At 66.2% G+C, this 22,893-nt stretch carries 18 protein-coding genes; 7 read left to right on the top strand and 11 right to left on the bottom strand.

What is annotated here, in order from left to right; all coding sequences use genetic code 11:
- The first annotated feature begins 3 nt into the window (after window positions 1-3).
- Both HV798_RS01635 and HV798_RS01630 read left to right on the top strand, forming a co-directional pair.
- Window positions 4-849, top strand: a complete 846-nt coding sequence (locus tag HV798_RS01635) for an NAD-dependent epimerase/dehydratase family protein (protein ID WP_175191058.1) — start codon at window positions 4-6, stop codon at window positions 847-849.
- A 71-nt stretch (window positions 850-920) separates the two neighbouring features.
- Window positions 921-1,265 carry an antibiotic biosynthesis monooxygenase family protein gene (locus HV798_RS01630; protein ID WP_175191057.1) on the top strand — a complete coding sequence of 115 codons (345 nt, stop codon included), beginning with the start codon at window positions 921-923 and terminating at the stop codon, window positions 1,263-1,265.
- Window positions 1,266-1,307: 42 nt separating this feature from the next.
- Here the strand turns inward: HV798_RS01630 and HV798_RS01625 are convergent, their stop codons facing one another.
- Window positions 1,308-2,006 (bottom strand): response regulator transcription factor, encoded by a 699-nt coding sequence (locus tag HV798_RS01625; protein ID WP_175191056.1) that lies wholly within the window; start codon window positions 2,004-2,006, stop codon window positions 1,308-1,310.
- Between the two features lie 66 nt (window positions 2,007-2,072).
- On the opposite strand from HV798_RS01625, the gene HV798_RS01620 reads away from it, so the two are divergent.
- The 4 genes from HV798_RS01620 to aptA all read left to right on the top strand — a co-directional run bounded on the left by HV798_RS01620 (window position 2,073) and on the right by aptA (window position 9,241).
- Window positions 2,073-4,109 (top strand): sensor histidine kinase, encoded by a 2,037-nt coding sequence (locus HV798_RS01620; RefSeq protein WP_175191055.1) that lies wholly within the window; start codon window positions 2,073-2,075, stop codon window positions 4,107-4,109.
- Window positions 4,110-4,351: 242 nt separating this feature from the next.
- Window positions 4,352-6,778, top strand: a complete 2,427-nt coding sequence (locus HV798_RS01615) for an autotransporter family protein (protein WP_175191054.1) — start codon at window positions 4,352-4,354, stop codon at window positions 6,776-6,778.
- A gap of 157 nt (window positions 6,779-6,935) precedes the next feature.
- A complete protein-coding gene (locus HV798_RS01610) occupies window positions 6,936-7,817 on the top strand; it encodes a GntR family transcriptional regulator (RefSeq protein WP_175191053.1) in 882 nt (293 codons plus the stop codon).
- Between the two features lie 89 nt (window positions 7,818-7,906).
- A complete protein-coding gene (gene aptA, locus HV798_RS01605) occupies window positions 7,907-9,241 on the top strand; it encodes an omega-aminotransferase AptA (RefSeq protein WP_025137165.1) in 1,335 nt (444 codons plus the stop codon).
- Window positions 9,242-9,251: 10 nt separating this feature from the next.
- Here the strand turns inward: aptA and ltaE are convergent, their stop codons facing one another.
- The 6 genes from ltaE to HV798_RS01575 all read right to left on the bottom strand — a co-directional run bounded on the left by ltaE (window position 9,252) and on the right by HV798_RS01575 (window position 17,232).
- Window positions 9,252-10,262 (bottom strand): low-specificity L-threonine aldolase, encoded by a 1,011-nt coding sequence (gene ltaE / locus HV798_RS01600; protein ID WP_175191052.1) that lies wholly within the window; start codon window positions 10,260-10,262, stop codon window positions 9,252-9,254.
- 46 nt (window positions 10,263-10,308) lie between these two features.
- On the bottom strand, window positions 10,309-11,196 hold the full coding sequence (locus HV798_RS01595; RefSeq protein ID WP_175191051.1) for a DMT family transporter: 888 nt from the start codon (window positions 11,194-11,196) through the stop codon (window positions 10,309-10,311).
- A gap of 140 nt (window positions 11,197-11,336) precedes the next feature.
- Window positions 11,337-13,316 (bottom strand): acetate--CoA ligase, encoded by a 1,980-nt coding sequence (acs, locus tag HV798_RS01590; protein ID WP_175191050.1) that lies wholly within the window; start codon window positions 13,314-13,316, stop codon window positions 11,337-11,339.
- A gap of 270 nt (window positions 13,317-13,586) precedes the next feature.
- A complete protein-coding gene (locus tag HV798_RS01585; RefSeq protein WP_246288548.1) occupies window positions 13,587-14,810 on the bottom strand; it encodes an MFS transporter in 1,224 nt (407 codons plus the stop codon).
- Window positions 14,811-14,938: 128 nt separating this feature from the next.
- Window positions 14,939-15,346 (bottom strand): heme-binding protein, encoded by a 408-nt coding sequence (locus HV798_RS01580; protein WP_025137160.1) that lies wholly within the window; start codon window positions 15,344-15,346, stop codon window positions 14,939-14,941.
- On the bottom strand, window positions 15,343-17,232 hold the full coding sequence (locus HV798_RS01575; protein WP_175191048.1) for a propionate--CoA ligase: 1,890 nt from the start codon (window positions 17,230-17,232) through the stop codon (window positions 15,343-15,345). The genes HV798_RS01580 and HV798_RS01575 overlap by 4 nt, the downstream gene beginning before the upstream one ends.
- Before the next feature lie 312 nt (window positions 17,233-17,544).
- Here HV798_RS01575 and HV798_RS01570 point away from each other — a divergent pair, with 312 nt between their 5' ends.
- Window positions 17,545-18,207, top strand: coding sequence for a C40 family peptidase (locus tag HV798_RS01570; RefSeq protein ID WP_175191047.1), 663 nt, complete (start codon window positions 17,545-17,547; stop codon window positions 18,205-18,207).
- A gap of 172 nt (window positions 18,208-18,379) precedes the next feature.
- Here HV798_RS01570 and HV798_RS01565 read toward each other — a convergent pair whose 3' ends face one another.
- The 4 genes from HV798_RS01565 to HV798_RS01550 all read right to left on the bottom strand — a co-directional run bounded on the left by HV798_RS01565 (window position 18,380) and on the right by HV798_RS01550 (window position 22,769).
- A complete protein-coding gene (locus HV798_RS01565) occupies window positions 18,380-18,700 on the bottom strand; it encodes a DUF2325 domain-containing protein (RefSeq protein WP_025137157.1) in 321 nt (106 codons plus the stop codon).
- Between the two features lie 210 nt (window positions 18,701-18,910).
- A complete protein-coding gene (locus HV798_RS01560; protein WP_175191046.1) occupies window positions 18,911-19,855 on the bottom strand; it encodes a CysB family HTH-type transcriptional regulator in 945 nt (314 codons plus the stop codon).
- 94 nt (window positions 19,856-19,949) lie between these two features.
- Window positions 19,950-21,443, bottom strand: coding sequence for a CoA-acylating methylmalonate-semialdehyde dehydrogenase (locus tag HV798_RS01555; RefSeq protein WP_175191045.1), 1,494 nt, complete (start codon window positions 21,441-21,443; stop codon window positions 19,950-19,952).
- A 108-nt stretch (window positions 21,444-21,551) separates the two neighbouring features.
- Entirely contained in the window at window positions 21,552-22,769 is a 1,218-nt protein-coding gene (locus HV798_RS01550) for an ABC transporter substrate-binding protein (protein ID WP_175191044.1), read from the bottom strand.
- Window positions 22,770-22,893 lie beyond the last annotated feature (124 nt).

The raw sequence follows: 22,893 nt of genomic DNA, 5'->3' as shown, positions 1-22,893 counted from the left end.
AACATGGCTGAACGCGTGCTCTTCATCGGCTGCGGCGACCTCGGCCAACGCGCGGCCCGCCTGTTGCTGGCGCGCGGCGACCAGGTCTACGCGCTGCGCCGCCATCCGCCCGCGGACGACGCCAGCGGCATTCACTGGCTGCAAGGCGACATCACGCGGGAGGACGGTTTGCCCGCCCTGCCGGCCGGCATCACCCGCGTCATCCACGTTGCCACCGCCGGGGCACGCGATCCCGCCGCCTACCGCGGCGTGTTCGTCGATGGCCTGAATCGCGTGCTGGACGCGCTGGATACGTCCCGGGTCGAACGCGTGGTGTTCGTGTCGTCCAGCGCAGTGTATGGTGAGCACCACGGGGACTGGGTCACCGAAGACACGCCGCCCGCGCCGCAAGGCTTCAATGGCCGCATCCTGCTCGAAGCCGAAGCGCTGCTTGCCGCACAGCCGCTGCCCCACACCACGATCCGCTTTGCCGGCCTGTATGGCCCCGGCCGCCTGCAACTGATCGAACGCCTGCGCACAGGCGCTGCCGGCGCGCCGACCCAGCCGCCGCATTGGGCCAACCGCATCCACATCGACGACGCCGCGGCCGCCATTGCCCATCTGGCGCTGCTGCCCGACGCGCAATCGGTCTACATCGGCTGCGACGACACGCCGCTGCCGCTGCACGTGCTGTACGCGGACCTGGCCTGCCTGATCGGCGCCCCCGCGCCAGCCGAGGCGCCCGCGCCTGCCAACATCGGCAGCAAGAAACTCAGCAATGCCCGCCTGCGGGCCAGCGGCCTGACCTTGCAATGGCCGGATTCGCGCGCCGGCTACGCCGCATTGCTGGCCGACGCCGCGCAGGCATAGTTCGGCCTCTGGCGAATCGTTGCCGCGCGAACGCGGGGATACTGGGGCATTCCTCTTGCCGAGTGCGCCCCATGATCGCCGTGATATTCGAAGTCGAGCCCGCCGAGGGCAACCCCGATCCCTACCTGCGTATTGCCGCCCGCCTGATCGATGAGCTCAAAGCCATCGACGGCTTCATTTCGGTCGAACGCTTCCAGAGCCTGACCACGCCGGGCAAGCTGCTGTCGCTGTCGTTCTGGCGCGATGAAGAAGCGGTCAAGCGCTGGCGTTCACTGGAATCGCATCGCCAGGCCCAGGAAGCCGGGCGCGGCGGCGTGTTCGCCCATTACCGCTTGCGGGTGGCGCAGGTGCTGCGCGATTACGGCATGCATGAACGCGACGAAGCGCCAGACGACAGCCGCTTGCGGCATGGCTGATGGAATAAGCCGGCACGCGCTGCCGCGTGGTTGGCGCGGTGATCAGGCCTGGACGCGCGCCGCCTGGTAGAAGCAATAGCCGCTGTTGCGCAAGGTCTTGACCGGCAGCGCCTGCCCGCAGGCCGCTTCGACGCGGCGGCGCAGCCGCCGCATCTGCGTATCCAGGCGGCGCTGGTCGTAATCGAGGTAGTCGGCACCCAGCGCTTCAACGATCTGCCGGCGGCTGATGTTTTCGCCGGGCTGATCCATCAGGCAGCGCAGCACCGTCAGGTCTTGCTGGGACAGCGGCACCGCGGGTGCGCCAGGAATGAGCAGCCGACGCGGGCCCACATCCAGCACCCACGGGTCGGCCGCCTGCCTGGCCGGCGCGCGCGGCAGGCCCAGGCGGCGCACCAGCGCCGCCAGCGTGGCCGCCAGTTCATCCAGATCGCAGCCCTTGCCCAAATAGTGATCGGCGCCCATGCCCAGCCCCATGATCCTGTCCGGGCTGGTCTGGCGTGCACTGAACACCACGATGCCCACCTGCTGGCCATCGCGGCGCAGGCGCTGGATCAGGTCCAGGCCGCAACCATCCGGCAAGCCGATGTCGATGACGGCAAGGTGGTGGCGGCTGGCGTCAAAGCCCTGGTCGAATTCCTGCAGGCTGGACACGCACAGCGGCGCGTAGCCCAACTCTTCGAGAAACTCGCCAAGCTCTTGACGCAGCACGGGTTCGTCTTCGAGAAGAATGACTTCAAGCATGTAGTGCGGCTGCGGATTCCCCCGGCCCTGATGTAATCTTGCCGGCTGCACGGGAATCATGACTTGATGAGACGGAATCATTATCCCACGGCGCATGCGTGGCTGTGGCTGCTGGCATTGTTGTTGGCGGGCATGGCGGCCGCAGCCCCGGCTCGCGGCGACACGCTGCACCTGGATGGCCAGGTCCGCATGCTGTATGCGGGCGGTCACCTCGAACGGCTGGACGACGCCAGCGGCAAGCTCGGCGCCGCGGATGTCGCCCAGGCCAGCGGCTGGACGACGCTGCCCGACAGCCTGAGCGCCGGCTTCACACCCGCGGCGGTGTGGCTGCGCCTGCCGGTGCAGGTGGATCGCATCCCGCAGGGCGGATGGATGCTGCGCCTGAGCAACGCGCTGCTCGATGACGTGCGGGTCTATATGGGCCAGGACGGCTATTGGACGTTGCTGGGGCGCAGCGGCGAAGACCTGCCGCGCCAGGATTGGCCGGTGGACTACCGTAGCCCCGTGATCTCGTTCGAGCCGCCAGCCCCCGGCAACTACGTGATCCTGGTGCGGCTGCAAAGCAAGAACGCGCTGGCGACCCGGCTGGAAATCTGGCAGCGCCTGGCCTACGACAACCAGTCGCGCCGCGAAGGCCTGATGTTCGGCCTGTACTTCGGTTTCTACCTGCTGCTGATCTGCGCGCACGGCGCCTTCTGGCTCGTGACGCGCGCCTCGATGAGCGGCCTGTTCCTGGCCTACATCGGCAACTGCGTCTTCAACGAAGTGCTGTCGCTGGGCCTGGTGCAGCAATTGACTGGCCTGCCGGTGGGTTGGAGCGACCGCCTGCTGGGCGTGGGCATCGCCATCAGCCTGCCGGTGGCGCTGCGCGTCGCCTTCCGCCAGTTGAACCTGGCCGCGCTGTATCCGCGCGCGGTGCGGTGGCTGGATCGGATCTTCTGGGCCCTCGCGCTGGTCTGCTCGGCGCTGGTCGTGTCCGGCCATTACGCCTGGGGCGTGCAGCCCATCCAGACGCTGGCGCTGCTGGTGATCGTCGGCTTCTCGACCCTGACCGCCTACCTGCTCAAGCGCGGCTGGCAGCCGGCGCGCTTTTTCGCGCTGGCCTTCGGCGTGTTCTACATCAGTGTGCTGATCGCCTTCCTGCGCAACCTGGGCGTGCTGCCGGTGAATACGTTCACCGAATACGTCTCGACACTGGGCACGATGCTGCACATGCTGCTGCTCAGCCTGTACATCGTGGGCCGCCATGAGCGCCAACGGCGCATGCGCGAACGGCAGCAGGCCAACCTGGCCGCCGACCTGGCGCGCCAGCACAGCCAGCGCCTGGAAAAGGAAGTTGCCCTGCGCACGGTCGAAATGCAGAACGAGATCGAGCGCCGCGTCGAACTGGAAGGCGAGCTGCGCACCTCGCTGGACAAAGAGCGGCAGGTGTTCGCGGAACAGCGCGACTTCGTGGCCATGGTGTCGCACGAATTCCGCACGCCGCTGGCGATCATCACCACATCGGCCCAGCAACTGGGCCGCAACCTGGCCGCCCCGGCCGAGAAAACCCTGGCGCGCTGCGGCAACATCCGCGATGCCGCCGTGCGCCTGCTGGCGCTGGTGGATGAATACCTGACCCACGACCGCATGCGCGAACCGCGCGCCGACCTGCGCCTGGCCCGCTGCGACGTGCCAGCCATGCTGGCCGACCTGGAACGGGACTTCGCCCCCGGCCGCATCCAGAACGAGTATGGCGAAGGCGACCATGTGCTGGATTGCGATGCCAGCATGCTGCACATCGCCCTGCGCAACTTGCTGGCGAATGCCGACCGACACTGTGCTGAAGGGGGCAGGGTGACCGTCTCGGTACGCGCCCGGGACGACAGGCTGCACATCGAGGTCGCCAACCCCGGCCAACGCATCCTCGCCGAAGACCAGGAACGCCTGTTCCAGAAATACTATCGAGGCCAGAACGCGTTGCGCCATCCGGGCGCCGGACTGGGGCTGTATCTGGTCAAGGCGATTGCCGAACGGCTGGGCGGCACGGTGGTGCTGTCGGGCGCCGGCGGCGACGAACCGGTGTGCTTTCGGCTAAGCCTGCCGTATCACGCCGCGGGGTGAGTCACCGCTTTGGCTACCCCGCCGATGTCGGCTGTCGACAATATGTTGCGCGAAAGCATCTATTTGTATCTTTGCTGGCATTTTCAGAAAAGATCAATTTCAGCCTTTGTCGTCCATTTAATAGTCATTTACCCTTTATTTTCTCGTTTAATCAGCCGCCTTACAAAGCGCTCAGATTTGCTCAGATTTGACGATGCAATGATCGGTATATTTCAGACACGAAATTTACATGGTCACTTCTCATGCATCCCCGCTTCCAACTCACCCCCCTGGCGCTCGTCCTGGCCGTCAGCTTCTCGCCCCTGGCGACGACGTCTGCTTTCGCGGTTGACCTCAACGGCACGACGCAAAGCGGCAACCTCACGAATACCGGCACCGACGTCTCCATCAACATCATCAACGGCGCCACCCTGCGGGGCAACGTCATCAACAATGGCACCGTGTGGAACTCGGCCACCGGCGGCTCGGGCATCAAGGTCGACGCGTCGACCGTGGAAGGCTCGATCCGCAATGAAGACACCCGGCAGGTGACCGGCGATTCCGCCATCAGCATTCGAAATGCCAGTTCGATCACCGGTGACCTCATCAACATTGGCCGCATCTCCGGCAGCTTCGGCACGGGCGTAGGCATCGAGGTGACCGGCGGTAGCACGATCAGCGGACGCATCGGCAACAGCGGCACCATCGACGCGGGTATCGTGGTGTCGGGCGCGACAGTTCGACGCGGCATCACCAACACCGGCACCATCAACAGCAAGATCGATGGCGTCGCGGTGGATGTATCCGGCGCCAGCACGCCCATCAGTATCGCCAACACGGGCACGATCAACGGCATCGTGCGGCTGGGCTCGGGAACGCTGGACATCAACGGCGGCAGCATCACGGGCGCCGTCGAGGGCAGCGCCGGCACTGTCAACATCAACACCAACTACACCCCGCTGGCCATCATCCGCGGCCGCGACGTCACCGTGGCCAGCTACGCCACCCTGACAATGGCCAGCTTCGAAGTGAAGGGCCTGCTGTCGGTCGCCGGCACGCTGGCCGGCTCGGGCGAAGTCGGCCCCACCACGCTGTTGGCCGGCGCGACCCTGTCGCCCGGCACCGCCAGCGCCCCGGTCGGCACCCTGCAGATCAACGGCGACCTGACCTTCGACGCAAATTCGACCTACCGCGTCGACGCCACCGCCGACGGCAGAAGCGACAAAGTCCATGCGCTGGGCGTGGCCAACCTGGCCGGTTCCGTGCTGCACGTGGGGTCCGGCGGTACTTACGCCGCCTCCACCGCCTACACCATCCTGACGGCGGACGGCGGCCTGAATGGCAGCAAGTTCACCGGCGTCTCCAGCAACCTGGCGTTCCTGGACCCCAAGCTTGCCTATAGCGGCAACGACGTCGTGCTGAAAGTCGATCTGAAGACCGTGCCGGTCGATCCGGGCACGCCCCCTGTCGATCCCGTCACGCCGCCGGTCGACACCGCCACGCCGCCCGCCACGCCCGGCAATTCGGGCGGCGCCACGCGCCCCATCGAGTTCGCCGACCTGGCCGTGACCGGCAACCAACGCTCGACCGCCCGCGCCCTGCAAAGCCTGCCGACCACCAATGCCCTGTACAGCCGCGTGCTGAACCTGCCGGAAGGCGCACCGGCCGGCGTGTTTGCCGACCTGGCGGGCGAATCGCACGTCAGCACCGTTTCGGCGATGCAGAACGTGACCAACAACGTGGTGAACCTGCCGCTGGCCCACCTGCATGCCAACATGAACGCCGGCTGGGTGCCTGGTCCGGCCACGGCCCAGGTCGGCCGTGGCGAGGCGTCCGCGCTGCCGCGCTCGGCGGCGCAACCCATGTGGGCCCAGGTGTTCGGCAACTGGCGCACCATGGACGGCAACGGCAACGCGGCCAAGGCCCGCGAAACCGACGCCGGCCTGTTCGTCGGCGGCGACCATGGCATCGGCAACGGCTGGCGCCTGGGCGGCGCGCTGGGCTACACCAGCAGCCGCATCACCGTGAGCGACCGCTCGGCCAAGACCGACGTCGACAGCTACAGCGCCATCATCTACGGCGGCAAGGCCTTCGAAGCCGGCGCAGGCAAGCTCAACGTCAGCGGCGGCGTGGCCTACACCTGGCACGACGTCAGCAGCAAGCGCAACATCAACGCGGCAGGCCAGTTGCAAGCCCTGAAGTCGGACTACAGCGCCAGCACCGGCCAGGTCTTCACCGAGGTGGGCTACGCCATCCCCCTGAACGACCGCGTCACGCTCGAACCGTTCGTCGGCGCCGATTTCAGCGACCTGCGCACCCGCGGCTTCTCGGAATCAGGCGGAGACGCTGCACTCAGCGGCCGCGGCAACAGCAACAAGGTGGCCACCACCACGCTGGGCCTGCATGCGCAGACCACGTTCGACATGGGCCAGAACGCCGCCCGCCTGCGCGGCACGCTGGGCTGGCGCCATGCCTACGGCGACGTCAATCCGGAAACCACGATGTCGTTCGACGGCAGCCAGCCCTTCACTGTGGCCGGCACGCCGCTGTCGCGTGACGCGGCCGTGGTGGCGCTGGGCGTGGACATGGCCATGAGCAAGAACGCCACGCTGGGCCTGGCCTACTCCGGCCAGTTCGGCAACGGCAACCAGCAGAACACGGGCACCGTGAACGTCAGCTGGCGCTTCTAACGCAAGTTCGCTGGATATCCGCGCGCAAGCGCGGATATCGCTGGAGAGGCCTGGTGGGCCACCGGGTCTCTTAGGGCGTACCCACGCAAGGGGGTACGCCCTTTTTTTTCTGCGCCCGTCCGTTACCATTGCCCCACCGCCGCCCCTGCGTTCGTCCATGTCCACCGCCGCCCCTGCCCGCCCCACCCCGCTGCAAGTCGATCTGGCCCGCCTGATCGCCCAGGACATCCTGGCCCGGCGCTACACGCCCGGCACCCACCTGTCCGAAGAAGCGCTGGCCGCCGGCTATGAGGTGTCGCGGACTCCGGTGCGGGGTGCGCTCAAGCTGCTGGCCACGCAAGGCCTGATCACGCATCGGCCCAACAGCGGCTACACCGTGGCCGACACGGCCGCGCTGCCCCCGCCGGCCATCACCGGCGCCGGCCCGACCCAACAAGAGCTGTACCGCCGGCTGATCGACGATCGCGCCACCCGCGCGCTGCCCGATCAGTTCACCGAGAGCGACCTTTTGCAGCGCTATCCCGCGCCGCGCAGCGTGCTGGTGAAGGCCCTGCTGCAATTGTCGGCAGATGGCCTGATCGAAAAGCGCAAAGGCCACGGCTGGCAATTCGCGCCGTCGCTGGAAGGCCGCGCAGCCCTGGATGAAAGCTACCGCTTCCGCATGGCGATCGAATGCGCCGGCCTGCTGGAACCGACCTTCAAGCTGGACCGCGACGCGCTGGCCCGCATGCGCGCTGCCCACGAAGCCCTGGCGCAGCGCCAGGACGCCGACATTTCCGCCACCGAATTCTTCGCGCTGAACGCGTCGTTCCATGAAATGCTGGCGCGCTTCTCGGGCAATCGGTACATCCTGCAGGCCGTGCAGCAGCAGAACCAGCTGCGCCGGCTGGAAGAGCACGCCGCATTCCATCGCGACGCCCGCTACGTCGGGTCCACGCAGGAGCATCTGCAGATCATCGACGCCCTGCAAACGGGCGACCAGGAACTAGCGGCGCGGTTGATGCGGCGCCATCTGCAGGCTTCGTTGCAGGCATCCTGACAAGGGGGCCAGGGTCGGCCCTGAATTGTATTTTTCATTGTATTAATACAAAATAGCCGGACCCTGAACTTCCCGAAAACAGGATCCCCATGTCGTCGCCCGCTCCCCACTCCCCCACCGCCCTGAACGCCGAAGCCTATTGGATGCCCTTCACCGCCAACCGGCGGTACAAGCGCGATCCGGTGCTGTTCAGCGCCGCCGAAGGCATGCACTACATCCGTCCGGACGGACGCCGGGTGCTGGACGGCATCGCGGGCCTGTGGTGCGTGAACGCCGGCCACCGCCGCCCCGAAATCGTCGAGGCCATCGCACGCACCGCCTATGAACTGGATTACGCGCCGTCGTTCCAGATGAGTCATCCGCTGGCGTTCGAGCTGGCCGAAAACCTGTGCCAGGAAGCCCCGGCCGGCTTTTCCAATGTGTTCTTTTCGAATTCCGGCTCCGAAGCCGTCGATACCGCGCTGAAGATCGCGCTGGGCTATCACCGCGCCCGCGGCCAGGGCCAGCGCGTCCGCCTGATCGGCCGCGAACGCGGGTATCACGGCGTGGGGTTCGGCGGCCTGTCGGTGTCAGGCATCGGCGGCCATCGCAAGCCCTTCGGCAACCTGCTGCCCTACGTCGACCACCTGCCGCATACGTACGACCGCGAACACATGGCCTACACCCGCGGCCAGCCCGATTGGGGCGCGCACCTGGCCGACACGCTCGAGCGCATCGTGGCGCTGCACGACGCGTCCACCATCGCCGCGGTGATCGTCGAGCCGGTGGCCGGTTCCACCGGCCTGCTGGTGCCGCCCAAGGGCTACCTGCAAAAGCTGCGGCAGATCTGCGATGCGCACGGCATCCTGCTGATCTTCGACGAAGTGATCTGTGCGTTCGGCCGCATCGACGGCGCCTTCGCATCCGCCCATTTCGGCGTCACGCCCGACATCATCACCAGCGCCAAGGGGCTGACCAACGGGGCGATCCCGATGGGCGCCACGCTGGTGCGCCAGCATGTCTACGACGCCTTCATGCAAGGCCCGGACAGCGCCATCGAGCTGGCGCACGGCTACACCTATTCGGGCCACCCGGTAGCCTGCGCCGCAGGGCTGGCCACGCTGGACATCTGCCGGCGCGAAGGCCTGTTCCAGCGCAGCCGCGAATTGTGGCGCTATTGGGAAGACGCCGCGCACAGCCTGAAAGGCCTGCCCCACGTGGTGGACATCCGCAACATCGGCCTGTTGGCCGCCATCGAACTGGCGCCGCAGGACGGCAAGCCCGGGCAACGCGGCTTCGCGGTGCACCAGGCCTGCCTGGAACGCGGCTGCCTGATCCGATCGGCCGGCGACACCATGCTGCTGTCGCCGCCGCTCATCATCGAACGGGCGCAGATCGACGAATTGTTCTCAGTGCTGTCGGACGTGCTGCGCGCAGCGGCGTGATTGCAGCGGCTCAGCCCAGGTGGCGCGCCACGGCCTCGACCACGCGGCGCACGTCCGCCGCGGACACGTCCAGGTGGGTCACCAGCCGCGTCGGGCCGCCGTAGACGGCACGCATCAGAATGCCGTCGGCGGCCAGCGCCGCAGTCAGCGCCTCGCAGCGCGCCGGTTCGAATTGCGCAAACACCATGTTGGTGTCCTGGCTCAGCACCCGCACCCCCGCGATGCCGCGCAGGCCCTCGGCCAGTTGGCGCGCGTTGTCGTGGTCGTCGGCCAGGCGGTCGACGTTGTGCTCCAGCGCGTACAGGCAGGCCGCGGCCAGCACGCCGGACTGGCGCAGGCCGCCGCCCAGCATCTTGCGCCAGCGGCGCGCGCGGGCGATCAACTCGGCGCTGCCCACCAGCACGGACCCGACCGGCGCGCCCAGTCCCTTCGAAAAGCAGATCGAGACCGAGTCGAACGACTCGCACATATCAGCCAGCGGCTTGCCGCTGGCGACCGCGGCGTTGAAGACGCGCGCGCCATCCAGGTGCGTGCCCAGGCCGTGGCTGCGCGCCCAATCGGTGGCCGCGCGGATGTAATCGGCCGGAATCAGCTTGCCGTGGAAGGTGTTCTCCAGCGCCAGCAGACGGGTGCGGGCAAAGTGCGGATCGCCTTCCGGCTTCAAGGCCGCCGCCAGTTTTTCCAGCGGCAGCGAGCCGTCTTCGGCGTGTTCGATGGGTTGGGGCTGGATGCTGGCCAGCACGGCGGCGCCGCCGCCTTCGTACTTGTAGGTGTGCGCCAGCTGGCCCACCAGGTATTCGTCGCCACGCTCGCAATGCGCCATCAGCCCGGCCAGGTTGCTCTGGGTGCCGGACGGGAAGAACAAGCCGGCCGCCTTGCCGGCGCGCTCGGCCACGGCCTGCTGCAGGCGGTTCACGGTGGGGTCGTCGCCCATCACGTCATCGCCCAGCGGCGCGCTGGTCATGGCTTGCAACATGGCCGGGGTCGGCCGGGTAACGGTATCGCTGCGCAAATCGATCATGAGGAATCCTCGGACAGGAAACGGAATTCGTAGAAGACGGGCCGGTTCAACGGGTGCGCGCGGCCGGCGCCGCGCGGCTCACCACGAAAATGCCGGCAAGAATCAAGGCCATGCCGCCCAGTTCGGCCAGCGACGGGCGTTCGGACAGTACCGCCCACGCCATCAGCATCGCCACCACGGGTACGCCCAGGCTGGACAGGCCGGCAATCGAGGCCGGCACGCGCCGCACCACCTGCAGCCACAGCAGCCAGCCCGCCGCCGTGGCGATCAGCACGATATAGGTCATGCCGGTCCACAGCTGCCAGCCCCACTGCGCGGGAATCTGCGGCACCAGCAACGCCACCGGCGTCACCACCAGCCCGCCGAACAGCATCTGCCATGCCGTGAACGTCATCACGTCCGGCGCGTGGCGGTCGAACATGCGCTTGGACAGCACCGTGCCCACGCCCCAGCACAGCCCGCTGCCCAGCCCCAGCAGCACCGGCTTCATGTCGCCCAGGCCATGCCACGGTTCGATGAACAGCACCAGGCCGATCGCGGCAAGACCAATGCCCGCGCCGTGCCGCGCCGATGGCCGCTCGCCCAGCAAGCCCCAGGCAAACAGCACCACCCAGAACGGCATCGTGTAGGCCATCAGCGAGACCTTGCCTACGCCGCCCGACACCAGCGCGGTCTGCACGAAGCCCTGGAACCCGGCGGTCTGGGTCAGGCCGATCAAGAGCGTCAGCTTCCAGGGCGGCATGGCCAGCGGCCGGCGCGTGGCGATCACCAGCGCAAACAGCACCAGGGCGCCCACCACGTAGCGCAGCGCCACGAAGTCGAAGGGGCCGATGTACGGCACGATCAGTTTCATCGCGATCCAGCTGCCTGCCCATACGAGGATGGTGCTGAACATCAGGGCAAGCCCTGCGCGATCGAAACTGCTGCGGCTCACGGCGGCGTCTCCGGTAAATGATTTATTGGGGAAAAAACGACGATGCCCATACCGGCAAACCGGTATGGGCATCTCGCATTATGCTCCCGCCGCGCGGGGATCGGGCCGCGCCGTCCGCGATGCGGACGGGCGCGCGCCATTTACAGCGGCTTGGACAGCTGTTCCAGGATGGCCGGGTTTTCCAGCGTCGACACGTCCTGGGTCACTTCCTCGCCCTTGGCGACCACGCGCAGCAGGCGGCGCATGATCTTGCCCGAGCGGGTCTTGGGCAGGTTGTCGCCGAAGCGGATGTCCTTGGGCTTGGCGATCGGGCCGATTTCCTTGGCCACCCAGTCGCGCAGCGTCTTGGCGATGGCTTGTGCATCGGCGCCTTCGGGGCGGGTGCCCTTGAGCACCACGAAGGCCACCACGGCCTCGCCCGTCGTGTCGTCGGGACGGCCGACCACGGCGGCTTCGGCCACCAGCTCGTGCGCCACCAGCGCCGATTCGACTTCCATGGTGCCCAGGCGGTGGCCCGACACGTTCAGCACGTCGTCGATGCGGCCCATGATCCAGAAGTAGCCGTCCGCATCACGCTGCGCGCCGTCGCCGGCCAGGTAATAACCGCGCAGTTCGGGCGGGAAGTAGCTCTTCTTGAAGCGTTCGGGGTCGCCCCAGATGTTGCGGATCATGGCCGGCCACGGACGCTTGATGACGAGAAAGCCGCCATTGCCCTGGTCGACGTCGCCGCCGGTCTCGTCCACGATGGCCGCGGCGATGCCCGGCAGCGGCAGCGTGCACGAACCCGGCTTGGTGGGCGTAGCGCCCGGCAGCGGGGTGATCATGTGGCCGCCGGTTTCAGTCTGCCACCAGGTATCGACGATCGGGCAGCGTTCGCGGCCGATGTTCTTGTGATACCAGATCCAGGCTTCGGGGTTGATGGGTTCGCCCACCGTGCCGATGATGCGCAGGCTGTCGAGGTCGTACTTGGACGGATGGGTGTCGGGCGCCGCCTCGGCCGCCTTGATCAGCGAACGGATCGCGGTGGGCGCGGTGTAGAACGTGGTGACCTTGTGGCGCGCGATCATGTCCCAGAAACGGCCGGCGTTGGGGAACGTGGGCACGCCTTCGAACACCACCTGCGTCAGGCCGGCAGCCAGCGGGCCGTAGGTGATGTAGGTGTGGCCGGTGACCCAGCCCACGTCGGCCGTGCACCAATAGACGTCGTCCTTGCGGGCATCGAAGGTCCATTTGACCGTCAGCAGCGCCCACAGCAGGTAACCTGCCGACGAATGCTGCACGCCCTTGGGCTTGCCGGTGGAACCGGACGTATACAGGATGAACAGCGGATGCTCGGCATTGACCGGCACCGGTTCGCAGGTGTCGGGCTGGCCGGCTTCGACGTCGTGCATCCAGAGGTCGCGGCTGTCGTTCCATTGCACCTTGCCGCCGGTGCGGCGGTAGACGACCACCTTGCGCACGGCGTCGCAGCCGCCCATGGCGATGGCTTCTTCCACCGCCGGCTTGAGCGGAATGGTCTTGCCGCCGCGCACCTGCTCGTCGGCGGTGATGACCAGCGATGCGCCGACGTCGACGATGCGCTCTTGCAGGCTCTTGGCCGAAAAGCCGCCGAACACCACCGAGTGCGTCACGCCCAGGCGCGCGCAGGCCTGCATGGCCACCACGGCTTCGATCGACATTGGCATGTAGATGATGGCGCGATCGCCCTTCTTGTAGCCCAGCGCGGCAATGCCGTTGGCGAAGCGGCACACGCGGGCCAGCAGTTCGCGGTAGCTGACCTTGTTGACCTTGCCATCGTCGGTTTCGAAGATGATGGCGGTCTTGTCGGCATTGCCGTTGGTCAGGTGCACGTCCAGGCAGTTGGCCGAGACGTTCAGTTCGCCGTCGCCGAACCAGCGGTAGAACGGCGCGTTCGATTCGTCCAGCACTTCGGTGAACGGCTTGGTCCATTGCAGGTTGTCACGGGCCTGGCCGGCCCAGAAGCCGTCGAAGTCCTTTTCGACCTGCGCACACAGCGCGTTGTAGGCGTCCATGCTGGGAATCGCGGCGCCTTGGGCCGCGCGCTCGGGCGGCGGAAAGACCCGGGTTTCTACCAGTACGGACTCAATAGCATTCGACATGATCTTGTCTCCAATCTGTGATTCTGTTGTTGATGCCGTTTTCTTTTATTGCCCACTCGCAACCGTATCGCCACGCTCTTACGGGCACCTTACGCAAAATGCGGGCCAGAGCCCGCATCACCGCAAGCGTGCAACCGCCGGCCATGGCGGCAACGGCATCGACAACCTGACTGCGCAAACGCAAACCCACCGGACGCCGCGTGCCGCAAAGCGCGCGGGGCAACGTCCGGGACTTCATAAGAATATCAGTTGCGGCGAACGGCTGCGGCGCTAGGCGGCGCGCCGCGCCAGGCCGCGCGCCATGTCCACGCGCGACAGCAGGATGAGGCCACCCACGAAGAACAGCCCGGTCACCAGGATGGCCAGGCGATGGTTGCCGTGCGTGAGCCAGGTGACCAGGCCGTAGGTCAGCGGGCCGATGACGGCGGCCAGTTGCACCGCGAAGGTCCAGAGCGAGAAGAATTCGGCCAGGCGGCCGGCCGGGGCCAGCGCGCCGGTCATGGCGCGGCCCGCGCTTTGCGTCGTGCCCATGCACAGGCCCGCAAGCGTGGCGGCCACCCAGAACACCGGCGCCGTGACAGCGGCATAGGCCACCAGCACCATCACGATCCAGCCGCACAAGGTGATGGCCAGCGCCGGCTTGTGGCCGATGCGGTCCTGCACGTAGCCGAACGAGAACGCACCCGCGGCTGCCCCGATGTTGACGGTGAACACCAGCAGCATGATCTGCGGCGTCGTGAAGCCCATGACCTCGGACGCATACACCGCGGCCAGGGTGATGACCACCGAGATGCCGGCCTGATAGCACGCGATGCACATCAGCAGGCGACGGAATTCGGGAAAATGCTGGCCGGTTTCGCGCCATGCAAACGCCAGGCGCTTGAAGACGTCCAGCGCCTCTTTGGGTTCAGCCTGCGGCCGGGCGCGTTCGCGCAGCATGAAGAACGACGGCAGCGCCGCCAGCGCAAACACGGCGCAGGTCACCAGGATGACGCGCGGCACGAAATGCTGGGCGTCCAGGCCGTTGGCTTCGGACAGCGTCACCACCCACAGCGACAGGCCCAGCGTGAGCATGCCGCCGCAATAGCCGAAGCTCCAGCCCCAGCCCGACACCCGGCCCAGCGCCGACGGCTTGGCCAGTTCGGGCAGAAAAGCCGCCACCACGGATTCACCGATGCAATAGCAGTAGTTGGACACGACGATGGCCGCCAGGGCCAGCCAGACGTCGCCCGGCCCCGCCTGGGTCAGCAGCAGCGTGGCCGCCACGCAGCCGGTGGTGCTGGTGTAGAGCAGGCGCCGCTTGGCGGCGCGGGCATCGGCCCGCGCCCCCAGCGTGGGCATGGTCAGCATGATGAGCAGATAGGACAGCGACAGCGCCGCCGTCCAGGCCAGCGTGGCCCACGGCGCACGGCCGGCCACCACGCCAACGAAATAGGTGCTGAACACCGCCGTGAGAATCACGGTGGTGTAGCCGGAATTGGCGAAGTCGTACATGGCCCAGGCCCAGACTTCGCGCTTGGCCACGCCGGGGTTCAGCGGACCGGTGTCCGCTGCCCCGCCGGCCGGCGCGGCAAGGCCGGCGGGCGCCTGGCCCGCCGACGGCTGCCGCGATTCTTCCTGGCTCACAGGCCCAGCGCGGCGATGCCAGCCTGGGCGATCTGGGCGTCTTCGGTGGACTTCACGCCCGACACGCCGACTGCGCCGACCACCTGGCCGTTGGCGATCACGGGCACGCCGCCTTCCAGCATGCCTTCGATCAGCGGCGCCGACAGGAAGGAGTAGCGGCCGTTGTTGATGATCTCTTCGTAGACGCGCGATTCGCGGCGGCCCAGGGCCGCGGTCTTGGCCTTGGCCGGCGCAATGTGCGAAGAGATGGGGGCGGCGTCGTCCAGCCGCAGCATGCCCAGCAGATGGCCGCCATCGTCCGACACGGCGATGGTGACCGCCCACTTGTTCTGCAGGGCGTGTGCTTCGGCCGCGGCCAGGATTTTCTTGACGTCTTCGGCGGTCAGCACGGGTTTGGTATTCATTGCAGCGACTCCTTGATCTGTTCCAGGGCGGTGGGGTCTTCGATGGTGGTGAGGTCTCCGGGGTCGCGGCCTTCGCAGACGGCGACGATCGCGCGGCGCAGCACCTTGCCGGAGCGGGTCTTGGGCAAGGCGCCCACGAACCGGATCCGGGCAGGTCGCGCCACCGCGCCCAGCTGATCTTCCACCAGCCGCATGATATCCGCTTCCAGCTGCTTTGCACCCTCGGATGCGTCCGCCATCGCCGGATTCTTCAGCACGGCGAAGGCCATCGCCACCTGGCCCTTGAGCGCATCGGCCACGCCCACCACCGCGCATTCGGCGATGCCGCTGTGGCTGTTGACCGATTCCTCGATCTCGCGCGTGCCCAGCCGGTGGCCCGCCACGTTGATCACATCGTCGGTGCGGCCCAGGATGAACCAATAGCCGTCCGGGTCGACCAGGCCCCAGTCGAAGGTGGAATAGACCTGGCGGCCGGGAATCGACGTGAAATAGGTCTGGACGAAGCGCTCGTCGTCGCCCCAGATGGTGGACATGGCGCCCGGCGGCAGCGGCGGCACGATCGCCACCACGCCCTTCTGGTTGGCGCCCAGGTCTTCGCCATTCGCCTCGCTGACGATGCGCGCATCGAAGCCGTATACCGGGAACGACGGACTGCCGTAGCGGGTCGCCACCTTTTCCACGCCCGGCTGCGCCGACAGGATCGGCCAGCCGGATTCGGTCTGCCAGTAGTTGTCGATGATGGGCTTGCCCAGGCCTTCCGAGATCCATTGCGCCGTCGGCTCGTCCAGCGGTTCGCCCGCCAGGTACACCGCCCGCAGGCTGGACAGGTCGTGTTTCCTGAGCAGCGCCGGGTCCTGGCGCTTGAGCACCCGCACCGCCGTGGGCGCCGAAAACAGCGTGTTGACGCCGAACTGCTCGACCAGCTTCCACAGGATGGCGCCATCCGGACGCACCGGCGTGCCCTCGTACAGCACGGTCGCCTGCCCGCCGATCAGCGGCCCATACACAATATAGGAGTGCCCCACCACCCAGCCGATATCGCTGGTGCAGAAGAACGTATCGCCCGCGCGGCCATTGAACAGGTATTCCATCGACGAGGCCAGCGCCACGGCATAGCCGCCGGTGTCGCGCTGCACGCCCTTGGGCTTGCCGGTGGTGCCGGACGTGTACAGGATATAGCTGGGCTCGGACGATTCCAGCCAGGTCACCGGCACCTGCACCCCATGCTGGGCCGCGCGCAAGGTCGCGTAGTCCAGGTCGCGGCCCGCCACGGGCTCGAACGGCGCCAGGCCCCGGTCGAACACCACCACGGACGCCGGCGGCGTCTTGCACAGGGCCAGCGCCCGATCCAGCAGCGGCTTGTAGGGCACCACCTTGCCGCCGCGCGAGCCACCGTCGGTGCACACCACCACCTTGGGCGCGGCGTCATCGATGCGCTGGGCCAGGTTGACCGAAGCAAAGCCCCCGAACACCACCGAATGCACCGCGCCGATGCGGGCGCAGGCCAGCATGGTGAACACGGCTTCGGGCACCATCGGCATGTACAGCAGCACCCGGTCGCCCCGGCCCACGCCCAGGTCCCGCAGCATGGCGGCGGCGGCGTTGACCTCGTCATAGACGTCCTGGCGCGTATAGACGCGTTCGCGGTCGACTTCGGTCGACACCCAGATCAGGGCAGGCTGGTCGGCCTGGGTGGGCAGCCAGCGGTCCACCGCGTTGTAGCAAAGATTGGTCTTGCCGCCCACGAACCACTTGGCGAACGGCGGCCGGGAAAAGTCCAGGACCGACTCGAATGGCGTCTCCCAGTGCACCCGGGTCGCCTCTTCGCGCCAGAAGGCATCGCGGTCGTGCACCGACCGGTAATGGAAATCCCTGGTTTTTTGCATTTTTGTCTCCTGTTATTGTGCATACGCCTTAAGGCTGATTGCTTTCTTTTTGAATCCTTCAGTCATTTTGGTGGGCAAACCTTGCACCAGGCTTGCCCCAGGTCAAAAAATTCTGCCACGCGTCTACGCCTCACGGGCGCCAGGCTGGTTACAGTAACGAACCAGTCTTAAAAGTTTGGTAGAATCCCCGCGAAGTTGTGACAACATATCTGTTGGTTCGCTGCTTTATTCCAGCTATTCAGGTGTTTTTTAGCGTTTTTGACGCTTTATTGCTTCTGATCTGCGAAAAAAGTGGCTGCCATCCCCAGCCGAATGCATCGACACTCCAAAAGCGCGCGACTGAATTCATCCTCTGGCCAAGCACACCGCGGTCTGCGTTTGCTGGCGCTGGTGGCGTGCGTCGCGGGTCTGGCGGGTTGTGCAGGCACCAATCAAAAATCCACCGCCTATTCGTCCGAGATCGATCCGTACGAAACGGAATGGGTCGCCACCGCCGATGACCCCATCGGCATGCTGGTGGTGCAGAAGTTCAAGCGTGACCGCCAGCGCACCCAATCGTCGGGAGTCAGCAGCGACAACGCCATGGTCAGCGAAGCCCTGAACTACCTGGGCATCCGCTACCGCTTCGGCGGCAGCTCCCCCGATACCGGTTTCGATTGCAGCGGCTTGGTCGCGTATTCCGCCGAACGTTCGCTGGGCCTGAAGCTGCCCCGCAACGCCGCCGAAATCGCCCAGCAAGGCACCTCCGTCAGCAAGAACGAGCTCAAGGCCGGCGACCTGGTCTTCTTCAATACCATGGGCCGCCGCTATTCCCACGTGGGCATCTACCTGGGCGACGACCGCTTCGTGCACTCGCCCAGCGCCGGCGGCGTGGTGCGTGTCGAAAACATGACCATGGCCTACTGGACCAAGCGCTACAACGGCGCCCGCCGCCTGGACAACAGCCTGATGGCCTCGGCCCGCGCGGCCAACTGATACGCTTTGGGGCAGCGTCGCACGACGCCCTGCCCCGCGCCATCCCCCAAACGGCAAAACGCCGCCGGACTTTCCAGTCCGGCGGCGTTTTTCATTTCTCTTCGCGGCCTTGGGGCCGCAGGCCGTTTCGGCCTCCCCAGTTTTTCTGTATCCGCGGCAGCGCGGCAAGCCGTCAGTGGACCGCGGCTCCCGAGCACAGGCCGCATTGCTGCAGCGCCTGCTGCATGCTGCACACCGAACGGCGACAAGCCACGACACGGATGCCGCCACGCTGCGCGGCATTGCGGAACGTCTTCATGACGTTGTGGCCCAGGAAGTCGGTCAGCAAGATGACCAGCTGGGTGCCCGAGGGCAGCTGCAACGTCTTCTTCTGATGCGAGGGGTCACGGCCACTGATGTGGTGCGTGATCGAAATATTGTGTCCTTTAAGCAGATCCGGAATGTTGCCGAGCCTGTCGGCGCCCACTACCACTGCACTCAATCCTGCCGTCATGTTGAACCTCACTGGGTCGTTGAGACTGGATGTAATGATAATGATTCCTATTTTTTAGTCAACTTAAATGAGATCGGTTCTTATTTAATTATTTTTATGAGCTTATGGGAACGCATAGTGAGAGACCCGTCCCCGTTCCCTCTGCCCCAAAAAAAACGCGGCTCCCGCCAGGGGCCGCGTCTTGTCGCTGGGCATCCATGCCGGCCACGCCTACTTGGGCGTGCCCTGCACGGCCTCGGTCACGACCGCGCGGGTCAATGACGGCGCCAGCATTTCCAGGAAGGTGTAGACGTAGTCACGCAGGAACACGCCGGCCTTCACGCCCACCCGGGTGGTGTGCGTACCAAACAGGTGGCCCACGGGCAGGCCCACCAGGTTCGAATCGCGCCGCGGGTCGTAGGCCACGCCGGCAATGATGCCGATGCCCAGGCCCACGTCCACGTAGGTCTTGATCACGTCGGCGTCGATGGCTTCCAGCACGATGTCCGGATGGATGCCCTGGTTGGCGAAGACTTCGTCGATCGTGCTGCGGCCGGTAAAGGCGCGGTCGTAGGTCACGATGGGGAATTCGGCCAGTTGCGCCAGTGACAGTCGCTTGGCGGCGCTGGAGGTCAGCTCGGCCAGGGGATGGTCGGGGCGCACCACCACGGTGTGCTCCCAGGCGTAGACGGGCAGCGTCGCCAGGCCCGGGGTCAGCGCCAGGGACTCGGTCGCCAGCGCCAGGTCGGCCTGCTCGTGCAGCACCATTTCGGCCAGTTGCGCCGGGCTGCCTTCTGCCAGCGACAGGTGCACCTTGGGGAACTGCTTGCGAAACGCCGGGATCACGCGCGGCAGCAGATAGCGGGCCTGGGTGTGCGTGCAAGCGATCACCAGGCCGCCTTCATCACGGCGGGCGAATTCGTCGCTGACTTTCTTGAGATTGTCGACTTCGCGCATGATGCGGTCGATCACCTGCGAAACCGCCAGGCCGGGCTTGGTCAGCCCTTTGATGCGCTTGCCATGGCGTTCGAAGATCTTGATGCCGAGTTCGTCCTCGAACTCGATGATCGCCTTGGACACGCCCGGTTGGGAGGTATAGAGCATCCGGGCGGCTTCGGTCAGGTTGAAGTCGCGCCGGATGGTTTCGCGCACAAAACGAAATTGCTGCAGGTTCATGAATTGGCCCCTGATAGACGGACCAATTATAAGTAATAAGGACGCCTTGTTATATGACTTATTAATATAAGCTTAGGCGCAAGGCGTCCCTCTTTCAGCGCATCGAGATCGTCGTGTTCACGGTCTTGGCGTGGGCCGACCAGCGCGCGGTGACGGTCTTGGTCTGGGTCCAGAACTGCACCGCCTGCTTGCCGTTGGGGCCCAGGTCGCCCAGCTTCGAGCCGCGCGAACCGGTGAAGCTGAACCAGGCCACCGGCACCGGAATCGGCACGTTGATGCCCACCTGGCCGACGTCGATGTTGTTCTGGAAGTAGCGCGCCGCGCCGCCGTCCTGGGTGAACAGGGCCACGCCGTTGCCGTTGGGATTGCGGTTGACGAATTCCACCGCCTCTTCCAGCGTTTCCACGCCCACCACGCACAGCACCGGTCCGAAGATTTCCTCGGTGTAGATGGTCATTTCCTCGGTCACGCCGTCAAACACCGTGGGGCCCACGAAGTTGCCCTGCTCGAAGCCCGAGACCTTCAGGTTACGGCCGTCCAGCAGCAGCTTGGCGCCTTCGTCCACGCCCTTCTGGATCAGGCTTTCGACGCGCTTCTTGGCGTTGGGCGACACCAGCGGACCCAGGTCAGCCGCGCGGTCCATGCCCGAATTGACCTTGAGCTTCTTGGCGCGCTCGACGAAGTCGGGCAGCCAGTTGCGGGCATCGCCCACCAGCACGGCCACGGACGAGGCCATGCAGCGCTGGCCGGCCGCGCCAAAGGCGGCGCCCACCAGCTGGTTCAGCGCCACTTCGGGATCGGCGTCCGGCAGGATCACGCAGTGGTTCTTGGCGCCCATCATCGACTGGCAGCGCTTGCCCGCGGCGGACGCGCGGTTGTAGATCTCGGTGCCCACGCGGGTCGAACCGATGAACGACACCGCCTTGATGTCGGGATGCTCGCACAGGCCGTTGGCCGTATCCGGGCCGCCATGGACCACGTTCAAGACGCCCGGGGGCAGGCCGGCTTCCAGGGCCAGCTGGGCCAGGAACAGCGAGGCGGTGGGGTCCTGCTCGGACGGCTTGAGCACGAACGTGTTGCCGCAAGCCACCGCGATCGGGAACATGAAGCAAGGCAGCATCACCGGGAAATTGAACGCCGTGATGCCGGCGCACACGCCCAGCGGCTGGATCAGGGTGTAGACGTCGATGCCGGACGCGGCGTTCTCGGCGTATTCGCCCAGTTGCAGGTTGGCGATCGAGCAGGCGTGCTCCACCACTTCCAGGCCGCGGCCCACCTCACCCTCGGCGTCCGGCAGGGTCTTGCCGTGTTCGCGGGTGATCATCTCGGCCAGCTTGCCGGTGTTGGCACGCAGCAGTTCCTGGAATTTCAGCATGACGCGCATGCGCGCACCCTGGCCGCTGTTGCGCCAGGTCTTGAACGCTTCCTTGGCATTGGAGACCGCCAGGTCCAGCTCTTCGCGCGTGGCAAAGGGCACCTTGGCGACGACCTCCTGCGTGGCGGGGTTGATCACGTCACGCCATTCGGTGGTCTTGGACTGCACGAGCTTGCCGCCGATCAATAGCGGAACGCGGGGGACTTCACTCATTTGATGCTCCTCACACTGCTTTATCGATGCGGATGGAATCCGCGTTCAGGGTTCATTGCGGGCGGCGAGCCAGCACCCGGCCGGCGCCGCCAAGCCCGGCTTTCACTTCTACTTCTGCACCAGCGGGCAGGTCGAATCGGCCAGCGGCTGGAAGGCCTCGGCGGCCGGAATGGTAGCGACCAGCTTGGAATAATCCCAACCGCCCTTGGACTCGGACGGCTTTTTCACTTCGTACAGATACATGTCGTGGATCACACGGCCATCAGGGCGGATCGACGCGTTGCGCATGATCGGGTCCTTGATCGGCAGCTCGCGCATCTTGTCGGCCACCACCTTGCCGTCGGTGCTGCCCGAGGCGGCCACCGACCGCAGGTAGTGCAGCACGCTGGAATACACGCCGGCCTGCGTCATGGTGGGCTTGAGGCCGCGGAAGGCCTTCTCGAAGCGCGTGGCCCACTGGCGCGAGGCATCGTCGTAATCCCAATAGAAGCCGTCCACGTACGACAGCCCCTGGGCGCTTTCCAGCCCCAGCGCGCGCAGGTCAGACAGGAAGATCAGCAGCGACACCAGCCGCTGGCCGCCCGCCACGATGCCGAACTCGCGGGCCTGCTTGACCGCGTTGACCGTATCCTGGCCGCCATTGGCCAACGCCACGACCTGCGCCTTCGAGCTTTGCGCCTGCAGCAGATACGAGGCGAAGTCGGGCGCGTTCAGCGGATGGCGCACGCTGCCGGCGACCGTGCCGCCCAGCGCCTTGACCGCCTTGGCCGTGTCGGCTTCCAGCGAGTGGCCAAAGGCGTAGTCGACCGTAATGAAATACCAGGACTTGCCGCCCGCCTTGACGGTGGCCTTGGCGCCCCCGGCGGACTGCGAATAGGTGTCGAACATCCAGTGAAAGCCAACCGGCGAGCATTCCTTGTTGGTCAGCGCCGTGGTGGCCGGGCCGGAGAACATCACGACCTTGTTCTTTTCTCGCGCGATGCCCTGCACGGCCAGTGCCACCGCGGAATTGGTCAGGTCGGCGATGGCCGTGACGCCATCGCGGTCGAACCATTCGCGCGCCTTGGCCGCGCCCACGTCCGCCTTGTTCTGGTTGTCGGCCGAGACCAGTTCGATCTTCATGCCCTTGCACTCGGCGGCCAGGCAATCGTCGATGGCCAATTGCGCCGCCGCCACCGAACCTGCCCCGCCCATGCCGGCATAGGTGCCGGACATGTCCGTCAGAATGCCGATCTTCACCGGCGGCTTGTCCGCCGCCTGCGCCTGACCTACCAGCGCAGCGCCCAGACACAAGCCTGCGGCCAGCCCGCGTACGTGCAATTCCATGGATTTGTCTCCTGAGTTTTATGCGTTATGGCGCCGTCTTTGCGGCCTGCGGTCCCCAGGAGCTTGCCCTAGGGCCTGCCGACCCAGTGTAGATGTGTGAAAATCAACAAGCAACACTAGAAAT

Origin of the sequence: Achromobacter deleyi, from assembly GCF_902859705.1 — a bacterium.
Lineage (GTDB): Bacteria > Pseudomonadota > Gammaproteobacteria > Burkholderiales > Burkholderiaceae_B > Achromobacter > Achromobacter deleyi.
The sequence above is the reverse complement of the archived record's forward strand: the minus strand, read 5'-3'. Positions and strand labels throughout refer to the sequence as shown.